15 protein-coding genes are annotated in these 18,690 nt (G+C 58.8%); 11 read left to right on the top strand and 4 right to left on the bottom strand.

The window, feature by feature from the left end; all coding sequences use genetic code 11:
• Positions 1-2: 2 nt before the first annotated feature.
• From algK to RHM55_RS20150, 11 genes are all read left to right on the top strand, one after another.
• Positions 3-1,415, top strand: a complete 1,413-nt coding sequence (gene algK, locus RHM55_RS20200) for an alginate biosynthesis TPR repeat lipoprotein AlgK (RefSeq protein ID WP_322178014.1) — start codon at positions 3-5, stop codon at positions 1,413-1,415.
• Positions 1,412-2,890: an alginate export family protein gene (locus RHM55_RS20195; RefSeq protein WP_322178013.1), complete on the top strand. Its 1,479-nt coding sequence runs from the start codon at positions 1,412-1,414 to the stop codon at positions 2,888-2,890. The genes algK and RHM55_RS20195 overlap by 4 nt, the downstream gene beginning before the upstream one ends.
• A gap of 25 nt (positions 2,891-2,915) precedes the next feature.
• Positions 2,916-4,481, top strand: a complete 1,566-nt coding sequence (algG, locus tag RHM55_RS20190; protein ID WP_322178012.1) for a mannuronan 5-epimerase AlgG — start codon at positions 2,916-2,918, stop codon at positions 4,479-4,481.
• A gap of 12 nt (positions 4,482-4,493) precedes the next feature.
• Entirely contained in the window at positions 4,494-5,948 is a 1,455-nt protein-coding gene (locus RHM55_RS20185) for an alginate O-acetyltransferase (protein WP_322178011.1), read from the top strand.
• Between the two features lie 7 nt (positions 5,949-5,955).
• On the top strand, positions 5,956-7,083 hold the full coding sequence (locus RHM55_RS20180) for a mannuronate-specific alginate lyase (RefSeq protein ID WP_322178010.1): 1,128 nt from the start codon (positions 5,956-5,958) through the stop codon (positions 7,081-7,083).
• 158 nt (positions 7,084-7,241) lie between these two features.
• Positions 7,242-8,828: an MBOAT family protein gene (locus RHM55_RS20175; RefSeq protein ID WP_322178009.1), complete on the top strand. Its 1,587-nt coding sequence runs from the start codon at positions 7,242-7,244 to the stop codon at positions 8,826-8,828.
• Positions 8,829-8,838: 10 nt separating this feature from the next.
• Complete coding sequence (locus RHM55_RS20170) at positions 8,839-10,014, top strand: alginate O-acetyltransferase (RefSeq protein WP_322178008.1); 1,176 nt, start codon at positions 8,839-8,841, stop codon at positions 10,012-10,014.
• Positions 10,015-10,026: 12 nt separating this feature from the next.
• Complete coding sequence (locus RHM55_RS20165; protein ID WP_322178007.1) at positions 10,027-10,698, top strand: alginate O-acetyltransferase AlgF; 672 nt, start codon at positions 10,027-10,029, stop codon at positions 10,696-10,698.
• A 123-nt stretch (positions 10,699-10,821) separates the two neighbouring features.
• Positions 10,822-12,276 carry a mannose-1-phosphate guanylyltransferase/mannose-6-phosphate isomerase gene (locus RHM55_RS20160; protein ID WP_322178006.1) on the top strand — a complete coding sequence of 485 codons (1,455 nt, stop codon included), beginning with the start codon at positions 10,822-10,824 and terminating at the stop codon, positions 12,274-12,276.
• A 220-nt stretch (positions 12,277-12,496) separates the two neighbouring features.
• Positions 12,497-12,961, top strand: a complete 465-nt coding sequence (locus RHM55_RS20155) for a multidrug transporter (protein WP_322178005.1) — start codon at positions 12,497-12,499, stop codon at positions 12,959-12,961.
• Between the two features lie 18 nt (positions 12,962-12,979).
• Positions 12,980-13,801: an SDR family oxidoreductase gene (locus RHM55_RS20150; protein ID WP_322178004.1), complete on the top strand. Its 822-nt coding sequence runs from the start codon at positions 12,980-12,982 to the stop codon at positions 13,799-13,801.
• Between the two features lie 25 nt (positions 13,802-13,826).
• Here the strand turns inward: RHM55_RS20150 and RHM55_RS20145 are convergent, their stop codons facing one another.
• From RHM55_RS20145 to RHM55_RS20130, 4 genes are read right to left on the bottom strand one after another with little or no spacing between them, the layout of a single operon-like run.
• Complete coding sequence (locus tag RHM55_RS20145; RefSeq protein ID WP_322178003.1) at positions 13,827-14,687, bottom strand: HlyD family secretion protein; 861 nt, start codon at positions 14,685-14,687, stop codon at positions 13,827-13,829.
• 24 nt (positions 14,688-14,711) lie between these two features.
• The gene (locus RHM55_RS20140) at positions 14,712-14,912 is read right to left on the bottom strand and encodes a DUF1656 domain-containing protein (RefSeq protein WP_219060898.1); all 201 of its coding nucleotides are present in this window, start codon (positions 14,910-14,912) and stop codon (positions 14,712-14,714) included.
• A complete protein-coding gene (locus RHM55_RS20135; RefSeq protein WP_322178002.1) occupies positions 14,902-17,097 on the bottom strand; it encodes an FUSC family protein in 2,196 nt (731 codons plus the stop codon). Before RHM55_RS20135 ends, RHM55_RS20140 begins: the two co-directional genes overlap by 11 nt.
• Complete coding sequence (locus RHM55_RS20130) at positions 17,094-18,620, bottom strand: efflux transporter outer membrane subunit (protein WP_322178001.1); 1,527 nt, start codon at positions 18,618-18,620, stop codon at positions 17,094-17,096. Before RHM55_RS20130 ends, RHM55_RS20135 begins: the two co-directional genes overlap by 4 nt.
• Positions 18,621-18,690 lie beyond the last annotated feature (70 nt).

Here is an 18,690-nt window from a genome sequence, read left to right as displayed (position 1 = left end):
ACATGGCTAGCCCACTACGAAAGCTGTCGACCCCTACCCTGCTGGGCCTCGCCGTGGCGATCGGCCTTAGCGGTTGCGCTGGCCTGCCCGATCAGCGCTTGGCCAACGAAGCCCTCAAACGCGGCGATACCGCGATGGCACAGCAGAACTATCGGCAACTGGCGGACCTGGGTTATAGCGATGCACAGGTCGGCCTGGCGGATATTCAGGTCGAAACCCATGACCCCGCACAGCTCAAACAAGCTGAAGCCACTTACCGCGCAGCCGCCGACACATCGCCCCGGGCTCAGGCCCGGCTGGGTCGCTTGCTGGTTGCACGGCCAGACGCCACCGAAGCCGAACACCATGAAGCCGAGGTCCTGCTGAAAAAGGCCTTTGCCAATGGCGAAGGCGGCACATTGATCCCGCTGGCGATGCTGTACCTGCAATACCCGCAGACCTTCCCGAAGGTCAATGCGCAACGGCAGATCGAGCAATGGCGCGCCGCCGGCTACCCGGAAGCGGGCCTGGCTCAGGTGCTGCTCTATCGCACGCAGAACACCTACGATCAGCATCTGGATGAAATCGAAAGCATCTGCAAGAAAGCCCTGCTCGCCACCGACATCTGCTACGTCGAACTGGCCACCGTTTACCAGAAACGCGCGCAAGTGGATCAACAGGCCGCTCTGATTGCCCAACTGCAAAGCGCTTATGAACTCGGCAAGGTTTCAGCGCAACGGGTTGACGGTGTAGCGCGTGTATTGAGCGATACCGAGCTTGGCAAGCCTGATGAAAAAACAGCTCAGCAACTGCTGGAAAAAGTCGCACCTGGCTATCCGGTTTCCTGGGTCAGCCTGGCGAAGTTGCTCTATGACTTCCCGGAACTGGGCGACGTGAACACGATGATGGAGTACCTGAACAACGGTCGCGCAGCGGATCAACCGCGTGCCGAACTGCTGTTGGGCAAACTCTATTACGAAGGCAAATGGGTCCTGCCCGATGCCAAACAAGCCGAAGCTCATCTGCAGAAAGCCGCCGGCAGCGAAATTGCCGCGCACTACTACCTGGGTCAGATCTACCGCCGGGGCTACCTCGGCCAGGTCTACCCGCAAAAGGCCGTCGAACAATTACTGATAGCCGCTCGCGGCGGTCAGAACAGCGCCGACTACGCCCTCGCGCAATTGTTCTCCCAAGGTAAGGGCACCTTGCCCAACCCGGTCAACGCCTACGTGTTCAGCCAACTGGCGCTAAAGCAGGACGCTCCGACCCCGGAAGCGACCGAACTTGCGCAACAAATCAATGACCAACTGCTGCCTGCACAGCGCGCCGAAGCCCAACGTCTGTTGCAACAAGAGCAACAGATACGTGGCACGTCCGCCCAGAACAATCTGGCCCTGCATGCTCTGCAACAAGAAGACGCCGAGGAAGCTTTATGAAGTTGAATCACTGGATGACAGCTGGCCTGGGCCTGAGCTTTTCTCTGCTCTCGGCCACTCCGGCGTTGGCAGCAGCATTGACCGAGACCAAGAACTTCGGTCTGGAAGTTAAAGTCACCGGCCAGTCCGAAGACGACCGCGACCTGGGCACCCGCTCAGGCGGCAGTGTCAACGGTGTCGGTCTGGACCTGCGCCCATGGGCCTACGGCGAGCGCGGCAACTGGAGCGCCTACGCCATGGGCCAGGCGGTCACTTCGACGGATATTATCGAAACCGACACCCTGCAACAGCCAAATACCGACAACGGTTCCAGCGCCAGCAATGATCGAAAGCCCGACAAAAACTACCTGGCCTTGCGTGAGTTCTGGATCGGCTACAAAGGTCTGACCCCTTACCCTGGCGAGGAACTGCGCTTGGGTCGTCAGCGCCTGCGCAACGACGATGGCATGTGGCGTGACGCCAATATCGAAGCCCTGAACTGGACCTTCGACACCACCTTGCTCCGGGCCAACCTTGGCGCAGCGGAACGCTTCAGCGAATACCGCACCGACCTCTCCGAACTGTCGCCTAAAGACAAAGATCGCCTGCACCTGTTTGGCGATATTTCGGCGCAGTGGAGACCTGGCCAGTGGGCCGGCGTGCGCGCCCATCACACCCATGATGACGGCAAACTCAAGAGTGGCCTCGATCAGGTCGACTCCCTGGATAAAACCCAAAACGGTGACCTGACCTGGCTGGGTGTCGAAGCCAACAGCGATGCCTATAACTACCGCAACACCAATACCATCAATTACTGGGCCAGCCTGACCGGGATGAGCGGCGACCGCGACTCGATCCACCCTTCGACCGTGAACGGTGTAAGCACTGCGGGCGAGAAAACCAGCGGCAACGTCGACGGCTGGGCCACTGACATGGGGATTCGTCTGCGGCTGGACCCTAACTGGCAAGTCGGTGCGGCCTATGCCCGCGCCAGCGGCGACTACGAACAGAACGGCCTGGAAAGCAACCGCTCGAACTACACCGGCACCCGCTCGCGGATCCATCGTTTCGGCGAGGCCTTTCGCGGCAGCATGAACAACGTACAAACCGGCACCCTGTTCGGTTCCTGGATGCTGCGCGACGACTATGACGCCAGCCTGGTCTACCACAAGTTCTGGCGCGTCGACGGCAACAAGGCCGTGGGCACCACCGGCATCAATGCCGTGGAAAACTCCTACAACGCTGACGGCGCGGTTGAGTCCAGTACCTCTCTGCCCTTGATGGACGGTAAAAAAGACCTCGGTCAAGAGATGGATCTGGTCGTCACCAAGTACTTCAAACAGGGCCTGCTGCCTGCGGCACTGAGCCAGTCCATCGACGAGCCGTCGGCACTGGTGCGGTTCCGTGGCGGTGTGTTCAAACCTGGCGATGCTTACGGTAAAGAAGTGGATTCGTATATGCACCGCGCCTTTATCGACGTCATCTGGCGCTTCTGATGCAAGCTGCCAAGGGAGCGATACGATGAACAGTCTACCCATGAGAGGCTCCGTCAGCCTGTTGGCCAGCGCCTTGATGCTGGCCAGCGCCGCTGCGTTTGCTGCGGTCGACCCTGCTGCTCCGGCCAAAGGCCTGCAGCAGGCCAAGACCTACACCGTGACCAGCCCGCCCACCGCGCCGCTGGAACTGGCCAAGCCTGAACTGCCCGACATCTCCGGCTATACCGCCGAAGCCGTCGCCAAGAAAATCGTGCGCAGTAAACCGGGCAAGATCAAAGTCCGGCGCATGATGCAGGAAGACGCCCTGAAAGATTTTATCGGTGGCGATAACAAGATGACCGAATGGGTGGCACGCCAGCATGGCATCCCCCAGGCGATCTTTATCGAAGACGGTTACATAAACTTGCGTGACCTGAGCAAAAGCCTGCCCAAGCAGTACTTCAGCGAAACCTCGCCCGGTGTATTCCTGGCCAGGTTGCCGATTGTCGTTGGACGCAAGGGCATTCTTGAAATCGATAACAAGACTCAAGAGCTGCGCTTGTCGCAGGAAGCCGGTTCGTTCTTGATCAACGATGGCCAGCTGTTTGTCCGGGACACCAAAATCACCGGATGGCGCGAAGCCGACAACGGCCCGGCGACCTTTCGCAAGCCGAATGAGTTTCGTCCGTTCCTGCTGTCCTGGGGCGGTACCGAGACCTATATCGTCAACAGCAAAATCGCCAGCTTCGGTTATGCCAACAGCAAATCCTATGGCGTGAGTATTTCTCAGTACACGCCAAACATGGCCAAGGTACTGAAACGCCCGGAACCGACCGGCTGGGTCATCGGTTCCGAGTTCTCGGACATGTGGTACGGCTTCTACTGCTATGAAGCGCGTGACGTGGTGATCAAGGGCAATACCTACCGTGACAACATCGTCTACGGGATTGACCCGCATGACCGCTCACACGGTCTGATCATTGCCGATAACACGGTCCACGGGACCAAGAAAAAACACGGGATCATTATTTCCCGTGAGGTCAACGACAGCTTCATTTTCGGCAACCGCAGCTACGACAACAACCTGTCGGGCGTAGTGATCGACCGTAACAGCGTGAACAACCTGATCGCTTACAACGAGATTTTTCAGAACCATTCCGACGGCATCACGATGTACGAAAGCGGCGACAACCTGATCTGGGGCAACCGTGTGATCAACAACCGTCGCCACGGAATTCGTGTCCGTAACAGCGTGAATATCCGGTTGTACGAAAACATCTCCATGGCCAATGGCCTGATGGGCGTCTACGGGCACATCAAGGACTTGAGCGACACCGACCGTGACATCGCCCTTGACCCCTTCGACACCAAGGTCTCGCTGATCGTTGTCGGTGGCGAACTCGCCGCCAACGGTTCCGGCCCACTGTCCATCGACTCGCCATTGAGTGTCGAGCTGTATCGGGTGTCGATGCTCGCACCGACCAAATCCAACGGGATCAGCTTCAACGGGATTCTCGGTGAACGTCAGGACGAAATTCTCGACCTGCTGGTGCGCCAGAAGAAAGCCGTGTTGATCGACCCGGTCGAACGCCAGACCGATCTCCGGGACTGAGGGAACCTATTTATGCACGCTCAATTGATCAAGCTACTCAGCCTCTCGGGCCTCACGGCAGCAATCTTCGCAGCCTCGAGCGGCGTGCGCGCCGATGACGCTCACGCGCCGACGTTCACCGCCGAGCCTTGCTGCAACATTTGCCCGCAGGCGCTCGACGCCAAGAACTACACCACGCGCTATCAGCAGAACTTCACCACGCTGGTACAGGCCCAGGGTGACTGGCTGTTCCGTACCCAGGAAGACCTGCGGACCCAATTCGACACCTCGCCCGAAGGTTATCGGCGCATGAAAGAACTGCACGATGCCTTCAAAAGCAAAGGTGTCGAGCTGGTCGTGGTGTACCAACCCACCCGTGGCCTGGTCGATCGAAACAAGCTGCTCCCGACTGAGCGCGCCAAGTACGACTACGAAACGGCGCTGAAAAACTACCAGGCCATGCTCGGCCGTTTCAGCCAGATGGGTTACTGGGTGCCCGACCTGTCGCCACTGACCAATGAGCCCTCGACCAAGGACGAGCAAGGGCACGATTTCTACTTCCGTGGCGACCAACACTGGACGCCTTACGGTGCTCAACGCACGGCGAAAATCGTCGCCGAAAAGGTCAAGCAAGTACCGGGGTTCGCTGACATTCCCAAACGTGAATTCGAAAGCCACAAGTCTGGTCGCATGGGCAAGACCGGTACCCTGCATAACATGGCCGCGCAGTTGTGCGGCAATACCTACGCGATCCAGTACATGGATCAGTTCGTGACCGAGCCCAAGGGCGAAGCCGCTGACGGCGACCTGTTCGGCGATTCCGGCAACCCGGAAATCACCCTGGTCGGTACCAGTCACAGCGGCAAGAACTATAACTTTTCCGGCTTCCTTGAAGAGTACATCGGCGCAGACGTTCTCAACGTCGCCTTCCCCGGTGGTGGCCTGGAAGGCTCAATGCTGCAATACCTGGGCAGCGACGACTTCCAGAAGAAACCGCCGAAAATCCTGATCTGGGAATTCTCGCCGCTGTATCGCCTGGACCAAGAGACCATCTACCGGCAGATGATGTCTCTGCTCGACAACGGCTGCGAAGGCAAGACTGCAATCATGAGCCAGAGCGCCACACTGAAAACCGGGGCCAATGAGCTTCTGGTCAATGGCAAAAACGGCATCAAAGATGTGCGCAACGGCAGTAATCAGGTCGACATCCGCTTCGCCGACACGTCGGTGAAAACCTTGCACGCCACGCTCTGGTACATGAATGGCCGGCATGAAGACCTGAAAATCGAAAAACCGACAACATCCGATACAGACGGGCGTTTCGCCTTTGAACTGCGCGACGACAAGGACTGGGCTGACCAGCAATTGCTCGCCGTGGAAGTACAGGGCCCGGAAGCGGGCGCTGCACCTCAGCAAGTTGAAGCGAAAATATGCAAACGCAACGTGTTCCCACGAGCTGCGCAAAACACCGCGCAAGCCGGGTTATGAGGCCTTTATGCACACTCGAAAAATGATGCTCCCCACCCTGCTCGCCGTGGCGCTGATGGCCGCGACCGATGCCGCGTCTGCTGCCCAGGCGCTGGTTCCACCACAGGGCTACTTCGCCGGTATTGAGAAGGTCAAAACCGGTGACAATAAATTCAGCTGCGATGCGATTCCCAAACCGTACACCGACAAACTGGTGTTTCGCAGCAAATACGAAGGCTCGGACAAGGCCCGCTCGACCCTCAACGAGGTCTCGGAAAAAGCCTTCAGGGACGCCACGGCCGACATCACCAAGCTGGAGCGCGACACCAGCAAAATCGTCATGCAGTACATGCGTGACGGTCGTCCGGAACAGCTCGACTGCGCCTTGAACCTGCTCACCACCTGGGCCAAGGCCGATGCGCTCGAGTCCAAGGACTTTAACCACACCGGCAAGTCAATGCGCAAATGGGCACTGGGCAGTATGTCCTCGGCTTACCTGCGCCTGAAGTTCTCCAACTCGCACCCGTTGGCCGCGCATCAGGAACAAGCGCAAATCATCGAAGCCTGGTTCAGCAAACTGGCCGATCAGGTGGTCAGCGATTGGGACAACCTGCCGATGGACAAGAACAACAACCACACCTACTGGGCTGCCTGGTCGGTGATGGCAACGTCGGTGGTGACCAATCGACGTGACTTGTTCGACTGGTCGGTGAAGGAGTTCCGCGTCGGCGCCAATCAGATCGACAAGGACGGCTTCCTGCCCAACGAGCTCAAGCGCAAACAACGCGCCCTGGCGTATCACAACTACGCCCTGCCACCGATGGCGATGATTGCCAGTTTTGCCCAGGCCAATGGCGTCGATGTACGTCCGGAAAACAACGGTGCATTGCAGCGTCTGGGTGAACGGGTGCTGAGCGGGATCAAGGATGCCGACAGTTTCACCCAGCGCAACGGCGAAAAACAGGACATGACCGATCTCGAGATCGACAGCAAGTTCGCCTGGCTCGAACCCTTCTGCTCGCTCTACACCTGCAAGGCCGAAGTACTGGATCAAAAACACAAGATGGAACCGTTCAAGACCTTCCGTCTTGGCGGCGACCTGACCAAGGTTTTCGATCCGGCGCATGAAAAAGGCAATAAAGGTTCTGGTTCCTGAGGCACCACGAACCCCGTAGGAGCTGACGTGTCTGCGATAAGGTCGGTACGACCTTCAGACGGCAGTGGCAGTAAATTTCATGCAATACACCCCCTGTTTTTTGTGGGGGGTTTGGGGGGGCTTCGGCCTTTGACTGTTGAACCAACGGAGGGATAAGGATGGTTTTCTCATCCAATGTGTTCCTGTTCTTGTTCTTGCCGATCTTCCTCGGCTTGTACTACTTGAGCGGACAACGCTACCGCAACTTGCTGTTGCTGATTGCCAGCTACGCGTTCTATGCCTGGTGGCGAGTGGACTTCCTGGCGTTGTTCATCGGCGTGACCCTGTGGAACTACTGGATCGGCCTGAAAGTCGGCGCGGCAGGCGTGCGCACCAAACCGGCACAGCGCTGGCTGTTGCTCGGCGTGGCGGTGGATCTGGGCATCCTTGGTTACTTCAAATACGCCAACTTTGGCGTGGACAGCATCAACGCGATGATGACCTCGGTAGGTCTCGAACCGTTCATTCTGACCCACGTCTTGTTGCCGATCGGGATCTCCTTCTACGTCTTCGAATCGATCAGCTACATCATCGACGTTTACCGTGGCGACACACCGGCCACCCGTAACCTGATCGACTTTGCTGCGTTCGTCGCGATCTTTCCGCACCTGATTGCCGGCCCCGTGTTGCGCTTCCGCGACCTGGCCGACCAGTTCAATAACCGCACGCACACCCTGGACAAGTTCTCCGAAGGCGCCACGCGCTTCATGCAGGGCTTCATCAAGAAGGTGTTCATCGCCGACACCCTGGCTGTAGTCGCCGACCATTGCTTCGCCTTGCAGCACCCGACCACCGGGGATGCCTGGCTCGGTGCGCTGGCGTACACCGCGCAGCTGTATTTCGACTTCTCCGGCTACAGCGACATGGCCATTGGCCTGGGCCTGATGATGGGCTTCCGCTTCATGGAGAACTTCAAGCAGCCGTACATCAGCCAGTCGATCACCGAGTTCTGGCGGCGCTGGCACATCAGCCTGTCCACCTGGCTGCGTGACTATCTGTACATCACCTTGGGCGGTAACCGTGGCGGTACCTTGACCACCTACCGCAACCTGTTCCTGACCATGTTGCTTGGTGGTCTGTGGCACGGTGCAAACATCACCTACATCGTCTGGGGCGCCTGGCACGGCATGTGGTTGGCGATCGAAAAAGCCTTGGGCCTGAACACCAATCAGCGCAGCTTCAATCCGATTCGTTGGGCGCTGACCTTCCTGCTGGTGATCATGGGCTGGGTTATTTTCCGCTCGGAAAACCTGCACGTTGCTGCACGGATGTATGGCGCGATGTTCAGCTTCAGCGAATGGCAACTGTCGGAACTCAACAGCGCCAGCCTCACCGGCCTGCAAGTAGCAACACTGATCGTGGCGTACATGACACTGGCGTTCTTCGGTCTGCGTGACTTCTACGCCAACCGACCTAAAGCCGACGCGATCAAGGGTGTGAAACCTGCTGCCGGCGAAGAGAGCACCGAGGCCAACGGTCCCGCAACCGCTCAACCGGGCATGATCAAAGCAGTCCCTGGCGACCAGCCGAACAGCATTCACCTGCCGGGTTACACCGTCGGCACCGATGCTCAGGTACAGCCTGCGTTCTGGGTCGCCGACTGGCCGCGTTATGCGATGCGCACCTTGGTGTTGCTGTTGTTCGTAGCATCGATCCTCAAGCTCTCGGCGCAAAGTTTCTCGCCGTTCCTTTACTTCCAGTTTTGAGGGGCCTGACATGACCCGATCATTACGCTTCCTCTACATCGTCCTGTTCCTCGCCATCCTGCTCGCGTTGGGTGTCTGGTCGCTGCGCAGTTTCGGCAGCTTCTCGACTTCCGCCGAGACCACCGTGCTCAACGGGCGCTGGACCAAAGCGGCGGAGACTCATTACGACGATGAGTTCCCGATCAAACGCCTGGGCACCAACCTTTGGGCCGCACTGGACTTCAAGCTGTTCAACGAAGGCCGTCCCGGTGTCGTGCTGGGCCGCGATCAGTGGCTGTACAGCGATGAAGAGTTCAACCCTGTGGCCAACGGCGAGCAGAACGAAGCCGACAACCTCGCGCTGATTCAAGGTGTACGCGACACCCTGAAAAAACAGGGCACACAGTTGGTGCTGGCCATCGTGCCGGCAAAAACCCGGCTGTACCCGGAGCACATCGGCGACAACACCCCGGCTGCGCTGCATGCCGATTTGTATCAGCAGTTCCATGCCCAGATGGCGAAGGCCGGCATTATTGCCCCTGACCTGCTGACGCCGCTGCAGAGCGCAAAACAGAACGGTGCCGTGTTCCTGAGGACCGACACGCACTGGACGCCGATGGGTGCCGAAGTCGTCGCTCAACAGCTGGGCACGGTCATCAGCAATGAAACACCGTTGAGCGGCCAGCCTGAAAAGTTCGTCACCGAAGCCAAAGAGACCGCGCCGTACAAGGGTGACCTGACCAGCTTCCTGCCACTGGACCCGCTGTTCAGCAACCTGTTGCCTAAACCCGATCAGCTGCAACAACGCAGCACTAATCCGGCTCAGGCCGAGGCTAACGGCGGCGATGCCCTGTTCGCGGACAACGAAGTCGCGGTAGGACTGGTCGGCACCAGCTACAGCGCCAACCCGAACTGGAACTTCCTGGGCGCCTTGAAACAGGCACTGCACAGCGACGTGGTCAATTACGCCGAAGACGGCCATGGCCCGATTCTGCCGATGCTCAAATACCTGCAAACCGATGCTTTCAAGAACAGCCCGCCGCAAGTGCTGATTTGGGAGTTCCCAGAACGTTATCTGCCTGCCCACAACGACCTTGGCGAGTTCGATCCGCAGTGGATCGCCGAACTTAAACAGGCTCGCGACCCGCAACAAAATCTGGCGCTTAACGCCAACAAATCCGAGTCGCCCAACCGGGCGCAAAACTGAGAGGAACATCTCATGACCTTACAGACCACTCCAAATCGTTTTGCCAAAAAAAGCCTGTTGAAAACCTGCGCACTGGTTGCAGGCCTCGGCTTGTTCTCCCTGCAAGCCTTTGCCGGTGGCGACTCTGCGCTCTATGGCCCGACGGCCCCTAAAGGCTCGACCTTCGTCCGGGTCTACAACGCCAGCAACGCGGAAATCAGCGCCAGCGTCGGCAACACCAACCTCAACGAAATCGCACCGTTGGCCAGCAGCGCCTTCAGCTTCATGCCCCAGGGCGACTACAGCGCCAAGGTTGGCAGCCAGACCGTACCGGTGAAACTGGCCAGTGATCACTATTACACCCTGGTCAGCAACACCAGCGGCACCCCACAACTGGTGGAAGAGCCGCCGTTCAAGAACAAACAGAAATCCCTGGTGCGCGTGCAGAACCTCACCGACAAAGCGCTGACCCTGAAAACCGCCGATGGCAAGACCGATGTCATCCCGGCCGTCGCCGCCAAAGGCCGTGGCGACCGTGAAATCAACCCGGTGAAAGTCAGCCTGGCGCTGTTCGACGGCGATAAGAAAATCAGCGATCTGAAACCGATTGCCCTGGAACGTGGTGAAGCCGCCGTTCTGTATGTCACCGGCAGCGGCAGCAACGTGTCGCCGGTCTGGGTCAAACCCCCGGTCGCCACGCGCTAACCCATTGAGACAGCCGGTCCTGGGCTCCGTAGTCAGGAGAGGACCGGTTGTCACGGAACAAAAACAAGACTGAAACGACAGAAAACGACGTACAGCCTTTTTGAAGACTTTTGGAGAAGTAAAATGATTCCAGTAATCTTGTCAGGTGGTAGCGGCTCACGACTCTGGCCGCTTTCGCGCAAACAGTTCCCTAAACAGTTCCTGGCCTTGACCGGTGAGCACACCCTGTTCCAGCAAACCCTCGAACGCCTGAAGTTCGACGGCATGCAGGACCCTATCGTGGTCTGCAACAAGGACCACCGCTTCATCGTTACAGAGCAACTGGACACCTTGAAGCTAGAGACCCAGGCCATCTTGCTGGAGCCCTTCGGCCGCAACACCGCACCGGCCGTCGCAATCACCGCGATGATGCTGCTCAGCGATGGCCGTGATGAACTGATGTTGGTGCTCCCGGCCGACCACGTCATCGACGATCAAAAAGCCCTGCAACGCGCCCTCGCCCTGGCCACCGTCGCGGCCGAACGCGGCGAAATGGTGCTGTTCGGCGTACCGGCGACCAAACCTGAAACCGGTTATGGCTACATCAAGTCGACCCACGATGTGCTACTGCCCGAGGGTGTGAGCCGCGTCTCGCACTTCGTCGAAAAACCTGACGAAAAGCGCGCCACCGAGTTCGTCAACGCTGGCGGTTATTTCTGGAACAGCGGCATGTTCCTGTTTCGTGCCAGCCGTTACCTCGAAGAGCTGAAAAAGCACGACACGGACATCTACGACACCTGCATGCTGGCCCTCGAACGCAGCATTCACGACGGCGACAACATCGACATTGATGCCGCCACCTTCGCCTGCTGCCCGGACAACTCCATCGACTACGCCGTGATGGAAAAAACCCAGCGCGCCTGCGTGGTTCCGCTCACCGCTGGCTGGAATGATGTCGGCTGCTGGTCATCGCTGTGGGACGTGCAGGAAAAAGACGCCCACGGCAACGTGGCCAAAGGCGATGTGGTGATCCAAGACAGCCGCAACTGCATGATCCATGGCAACGGCAAACTGGTCTCGGTCATTGGCCTGGACAATATCGTCGTGGTCGAAACCAAAGACGCGATGATGATTGCCCACAAAGACAAAGTTCAGGGCGTCAAGCAGATGGTCAACACCCTCAACGAACAGGGCCGTAGCGAAACCCAGAACCACTGTGAGGTTTACCGACCTTGGGGTTCCTACGACTCGGTGGACATGGGTGGCCGGTTCCAAGTCAAGCACATCTCGGTTAAACCGGGCGCTTGCCTGTCCCTGCAAATGCACCACCACCGCGCCGAACACTGGATCGTCGTCTCCGGCACTGCCGAAGTGACCTGCGATGAAAACGTGTTCCTGCTGACCGAAAACCAATCCACCTACATCCCGATTGCCTCGGTCCATCGCTTGAGAAACCCAGGCAAGATCCCGTTGGAAATCATTGAAGTCCAGTCCGGCAGCTACTTGGGCGAAGACGACATTGAACGTTTCGAAGACGTCTACGGGCGTTCCAATAACGTGGTGGAAATGGGCATAAAGACCAAAACCATCGCACGCTGATACGGTTTAAACCGTAACACTCTGGCCTTCGTAACCCCTCTGCGTATTTCCCATCCGCAGAGGGGTTACGGGGGCTTTTTCATGTCAGTCACATCGCCTTCAGTCAGTGACATTTGTGGCTGCGCAGGAGCGAATTCATTCGCAAAGGCGTCAGTGCCGCAATACAAAGCCTGAAGCTAACGCTACGATGCCCACATCTGTGTGACCAAGGTATCCCCCCATGCTGATCGGCATTGCGCTCATTCTAACGTGGCTGATTCTGCTCTTGCGTTACCCCGCCAAGGCGTTGCCGGTGTCATTGGCGGCGGTGTTGGGTTTGGGGAGCGTGGCGGCATGGGTGGTATGGCAGGACAGCCGCGAAACGCGACGGTTGGAGCATCTGGAGTTGCGATTGACTTATTTGCCGCAACAATGCCCGCCTGACCGTCCGTTACAGATCCAGTTACACAATGGCAATGACGTGCCGCTGCTCTCCCTGCAGTGGCGTGTTGCGGCTTATATGCCGGGGGACACGGTCAACCTGGCCGATAACGTCTACGCGGCACCTCGCTATCGCGGCCCTGGCGAATTGCAGGCCGGTGGCGATTGGCAAGACTGCTTACCCCTGCCGCCGCTGCGTCCGGGTTACCGCGCGCAAACCGTGGAGTTTCGTGCCGAGCACTTACAAGGCAGTTTCTCGGACTAGGTCCTTTAAGGAAAATACATGCCCATCGCCCTTATCACCGGTTGTTCCAGCGGCATTGGCCGCGCACTGGCGGAAGCCTTCAAAGCCGCTGGCTATCAAGTCTGGGCCACCGCCCGCAAAACCGAAGATGTCGCTGCATTGCAGGCTGCCGGGTTCATCGCGGTGGAACTGGACGTCAACGACAGCGCGGCGCTTGAGCGATTGGCGGGACAGCTTGAGCAACAAGGCGGCCTTGATGTGCTGATCAATAATGCCGGTTACGGCGCCATGGGGCCGTTGCTCGATGGTGGCGTGGAGGCTATGCGCCGACAGTTCGACACCAATGTGTTCGCGGTGGTCGGCGTCACGCGTGCGCTGTTTCCGTTATTGCGCCGCAGCAAAGGGCTGGTAGTGAATATCGGCAGTGTTTCGGGGGTGCTGGTCACGCCGTTTGCAGGCGCTTATTGCGCATCTAAAGCCGCCGTGCATGCGCTCAGCGATGCCCTGCGTCTGGAGCTGGCACCGTTCGGCATCAAACTGATGGAAGTGCAGCCTGGCGCCATCGCCTCCAGCTTTGCCAGCAACGCCAGCCGCGAAGCCGAACAGTTGATCGGTGAGTCCTCACCCTGGTGGCCGCTGCGTGACGCTATTCGCGCCCGGGCCAACGCGTCACAAGGTAACCCGACCCCCGCAGCCGACTTCGCCCGCGACCTGCTCAAGGCCGTGTCGCAAGACAACCCTCCGCGCTTGCTGCGGTTGGGTAATGGCAGCAGGGCCATGCCGCTGATGGCGTGGCTGCTGCCTAAAGGCGTGTTGGACTACGCGTTGAAAAAGCGCTTTGGATTGCGTGGCACATTGTAGGTACTGCATCCATCACCGCTGATGATCAATGGTCCTCTGGATTCACGATCACGGTGCAGGTAATCCCTGCCGCCAACACCACACCCTCTGGCACCTGGTCCAGGTGGATGCGCACGGGTACACGCTGGGCCAGGCGCACCCAGTTGAAGGTCGGGTTGACGTCGGCGGTCAGTTCGCGGCTTTGCGGGTTGTCCCGGTCATAGATGCCACGGGCGATGCTTTCGACGTGGCCCTTCAGCACTTCGCCGCTCATCAACTGCATGTCGGCCGGATCACCGACGCGAACATGCGGCAGTTTGTTCTCTTCAAAGTAGCCGTACACCCAGAACGAGTTCTTGTCGACCACGGCCATTTTTGCTTCGCCGATCCGCGCATAGTCGCCACGGTGCACGTTGAGGTTGGTGACGTAGCCATCTACCGCAGACAGCACCTTGGTGCGTTTGAGGTTGAGCTCGGCGGCGTCCAGTTGCGCCTGAGCAAGCTCATAGTCGGCCAGCGTCGAGCTGGCGATATTGCTCGCATCGTCACGGCTTTCGCTGGAAATCACCAGGCTGTCCATGTCCGCGCGACGCTTGGCATTCAGCTTGCGCATTTCCCACGTGGCCTTGCGTGAAGCCACCAACGCCTGCGCCTGTTTGACGGCAATCTCGTAATGCTCTGGATCGATCAGCATCAGCACATCGCCCTTCTTCACCAGTTGGTTGTCGCGCACCGGCACATCCACCACCACACCGGAGACATCGGCAGCGACGTTGATCACATCGGCGCGCACCCGACCATCGCGGGTCCAGGGTGTGTCCATGTAATTAATCCACAGGGTACGACCGATCCACAGGGCCAGAGCCAGAACCAGCAAGGTAGCAATCAGACTGAAGAGCTTTTTCATCCAGGGTTTCTCAAAAAAAGTGCATCAACGGTAAACGGTGAGCGCCAGAGCGCCAAAGATGCAGGTAAACACGCACAGACGCAGCAGCGCCGGATGCCAGAAAAACCGATACAGATCGAGTTCGGACAAGAGCCGACCCAAGGTCCAGGCAATGACTGCCGCGATCAGGAACATCAAGGTCATGGTCGGCATATAGACGCCGTGGAAGGCGATTTCACGAGGCATGGATCAGTCCTTGCGGCTTGCGTAACGGGGCATACGCGGCCAGGGGAGATTGCGGATCAAGCAGCGAAGTGCGGATAAAGTGCAAGTAACTCTGGACGCGCCGCAATACCGACGTGTCGAAGTGCCGGGCAAAGGGCTCATCAGTGGCCTGCACTCGACTGATCGCATGATCGACGGCGATCAGGGCACGTTCCAGGTTGCTGTGGTTGGGCTGCAGAAACAAGCGGATGAGCGAGCGTCCCATCACCCGGATCGCCAGACGCCAGGACTGTGACTCGGCATAGCACGGGTGCACCGGCATGATTGACTGTTCACGACGTAATTCGATGATGGCGTGACCGACCTCAAGCACCACGAACATCCAGCGCAACAGATTGCGTTGAACCTCCGGTTGCCCCGCCGCCAGGCCGTAAGCTTGATGCAGCAGGTCACGGGTACGACTTTCGAAGCTCGACCCTAAACCGCGCAACGGCGCGCTGATGGCGTACAACACCTGCTGACGCAAGTCCTGTTCAAGCCGGCTCCACATCCAACGGCTGTTGGGCGGCAAAATAATTGCACCCGCCGCTGCGCAGACCAGCATGCCGAGCACCATCCCGATGTAGTCATTGATGAACCCGTAAGGGTTGTAGATCGTCAGGTTGTCAGGCACCGAGCCGGTGCTGAAAAAAATCAACAATCCCAAGCCATAGCCCGCCAATTGCGGCCGCGAGGAGAGGAACGAGCCGAGCACCAACACCGGGGCAAGCACCAGGCACAACAAGGGGAAGCCATCGATGAACGGGTACACGAAAAACATTTCGATAAAGCCTAATATGGCTCCCAGAAACGTGCCGCAAGCCATCTGAAAGGCCATGCGCTTGGGGTTCGCCGACGAGGCTGAAAGGCCGATGGTGGCGGCGGCGACCAAGGTCATGATGGAACCACTCGGCCATGCGGTGGCAACCCAATAGCTGCCCAGCACCAAAAGGACGAACGAGGCTCGAACACCGGCGGCGAGAGCGGCCATCCAGTTCGTCTGTGAGGTAAACGGTTCATCCCACTGTTCACGGACATGGTTGTGATCGGCCAGCGAGGCATGAGTCTGGGCGTATCCGTGCATGTCATCGACAAACCGATACAGCAGCTCATAGGCGGTGTGGAAATCCAGCAGGTCCGCGTCGGCAGGTTGAGTCTCGACCAGCGCCGCACGCAGACTTCGCACCCGCTCCGGCAGCCCCTCTTTAAACGCCGCCAATCGCTCGGCCAATCGCGCCGCGTCGGCATCGGTCAAAGGCCGCCCGGAGAAAGCTTCAAGCAAATCGGCGAGTGCCATCAACCCCGGTTCAATGGCGCTGATCACCTGAACCGCTTCTCGACTGCGCAAGCGCTCAAGCAGTTGGTGCAAGGCATTGAAGCGCGTGGTGATGGCCATGAACTCACTGTTCAGGCGATTGAGCCGGCCGTTGCGTCGGCGCATATGCGGGTCTTCGAACACGGTGACACTGCGCAACCCTTCCAGACCAATCGCTTCGGCGATAAAACGCACGTTACCGGCCTCGAATGCGCCCGATTCATTACCCACCCGCAAACCATGAGCCACGAACCCGGCAAACACGCCAAAACGCAGGTACAGCGCGTTACGCATCGCAGCACTGGCGGTTTGCGGCAAGATCGCGACACTGACCAGGGTCGAGCACAGGATGCCCAGGGAAATTTCCAACACCCGCCACATGGCCGCCATGAACGCGCCATCCGGGTGTGCCAGGGCAGGCAGGCCGACCATGGCAGCGGTATAACCGGCCAGAACAAACCCATAGGCCCGGAAGTTTCGGTTACGCGCGGCGCCGGCCGAACAAATGCCCACCCAGATCGCCAGGCTGACTAGAAACAACTCAGTGTCCTGAGCGAACAAGGCGATCAGGGCGACCATCACCGCCGAACCGGTCAACGTCCCCAGGAAGCGGTAAAAACTTTTGGCCAGGACTTGCCCGTTCTGCCGCTGCATCACAATGAACACAGTGATCATCGCGGTACGGGGCTGCGGCAACTCCAGACGCATGGCCAGCCACAAGGTCAAGAACGCGGCGAACAGCACCTTGAAGATATAGACCCAGGTCACGCCATCGCTGCGCGCCCACTCAAAAAAACCGCGACGCCATTCCAACGAGCCCAGCCAACGCACGGGAGCATACAGAGGGGTCATGGTCGACTCATCATGTGATCCAGCGCTTCAAGGGCCGCCGGAGGTTTGCTGGGCGCGGTTTTCTTCTCGTCGGGCGAATCGGCACCTGCCGACAAGCCACCACCCAGCGCAACCACCAACGCGGCGTGAGCGGTCAGGCGGGCAGCCTGAACCTGCTGCTGAATTTCCTGCTGGTGAAACAATAAGGTCTGGGCGTTAAGCACATTCAGATAATCGGTCAGACCGCGCTTATAGGCAACCAACGCGATGTCATACGTCTTCTGCGCCGACGCCACCGACTCAGCGGTGAACACTTGTTGCTTGTCCATCGAGGCGCGGCGGATCAATTGGTCGGAGATATCTTTGAGCGCATTGATCAGTGTCTGGTTGTACTGCGCAACGGCCACATCATACCCGGCCGACGCTTCACCCAACTCTGCACGCAAACGCCCGCCGTCGAAGATCGGCAACGTAATCGCCGGGCCGACGCTGTAGTTGAATTTATTGCCGGAGAGGAACGACAGCATGCCGCCGCCAGTAGCCATGAAGCCGAGGCTGCCGACCAGATCGACGTTAGGGTAAAAGCCGGCATGCGCGACATCGATGCCGCGCGCCTGGGCCGCGACTCTCCAGCGGCTGGCGACCACGTCCGGGCGCTGCCCGAGCAGTTCAGCGGGCAATGCCGATGGCAGTTTCAATGCGGCCTGCAATGACAGGGTTGGCCGCTGTAACTTCGCGCCCTCCCCTGGGCCCTTACCTGCCAACGCCGCGAGCTGATTGCGACTCAGGTCGATAGCCTCGTCCAGCGCATCGATTTGCCGATGGGTTTCCGGCAGCGGTGTTTCGGCCTGGCTGACTTCGAAATGAGTGCCGATCCCACCGCTCAGGCGTCGTTGCGCCAGATCGAGGATCTGCTGCTGTTGGGCCAGCGTCGCTTCAACAATGTCGCGCTGCGCGTAATTCAACGACAGCTGAATATAGGCACGGACGATGTTGTTCTGCAGTTCGAGTTGCGCCAGGCGTGATTCGGCGGCAGTCATGTGCGCCAGATCAAGCGCCTGTTCGGTGGTATTACTTTCCCGGCCCCACAGGTCGAGGGAGTAACTCAGGCCCAGCGAGGCATTGTTGTCCCACGTGCTGGTATTGGCCAACGCGCCTGGACCGTAGAACTGGTCGGTAGGCCAGTTATGACGTTTGAGGGTAGAGTCGCCATTGACATGCACCGACTCGGCGGACTCGGCGATACCGGCCATGGCCTTGGCCTGACGTACGCGGGCGGCGGCCATCGCAAGGCTCGGGCTGCCTTGGGCGGCAAGCTCGATCCAGCGGTCAAGTTGCTCATCACTGTAGGCTCGCCACCACTGGGCAGCGGGCCAATGAGCATCTTTGGCAGCATTTTGGATAGCTTCGTCCGTGGCCAGGGTGTTGGCCGGCAAGGAGTGGTCTTGAGGGGCAATCCCCCAAGTCCCGATGCAGCCGCCTATTGCCAGGGATAAAGACAAAACACTGAGGAGCTTAAGCCCTCTGATCATGCGACGCGGCACAGCTGCGAATTCCCGACTTAGGTGAAATAGCGTGAAGACAACGATTCTAGGCGGCAGTCCGGGCGGCGAT

It is taken from the genome of Pseudomonas sp. MH9.2 (assembly GCF_034353875.1).
In the GTDB taxonomy this organism is placed as follows: Bacteria; Pseudomonadota; Gammaproteobacteria; order Pseudomonadales; family Pseudomonadaceae; genus Aquipseudomonas.
This window is presented reverse-complemented; position numbering and strand designations above follow the sequence as displayed.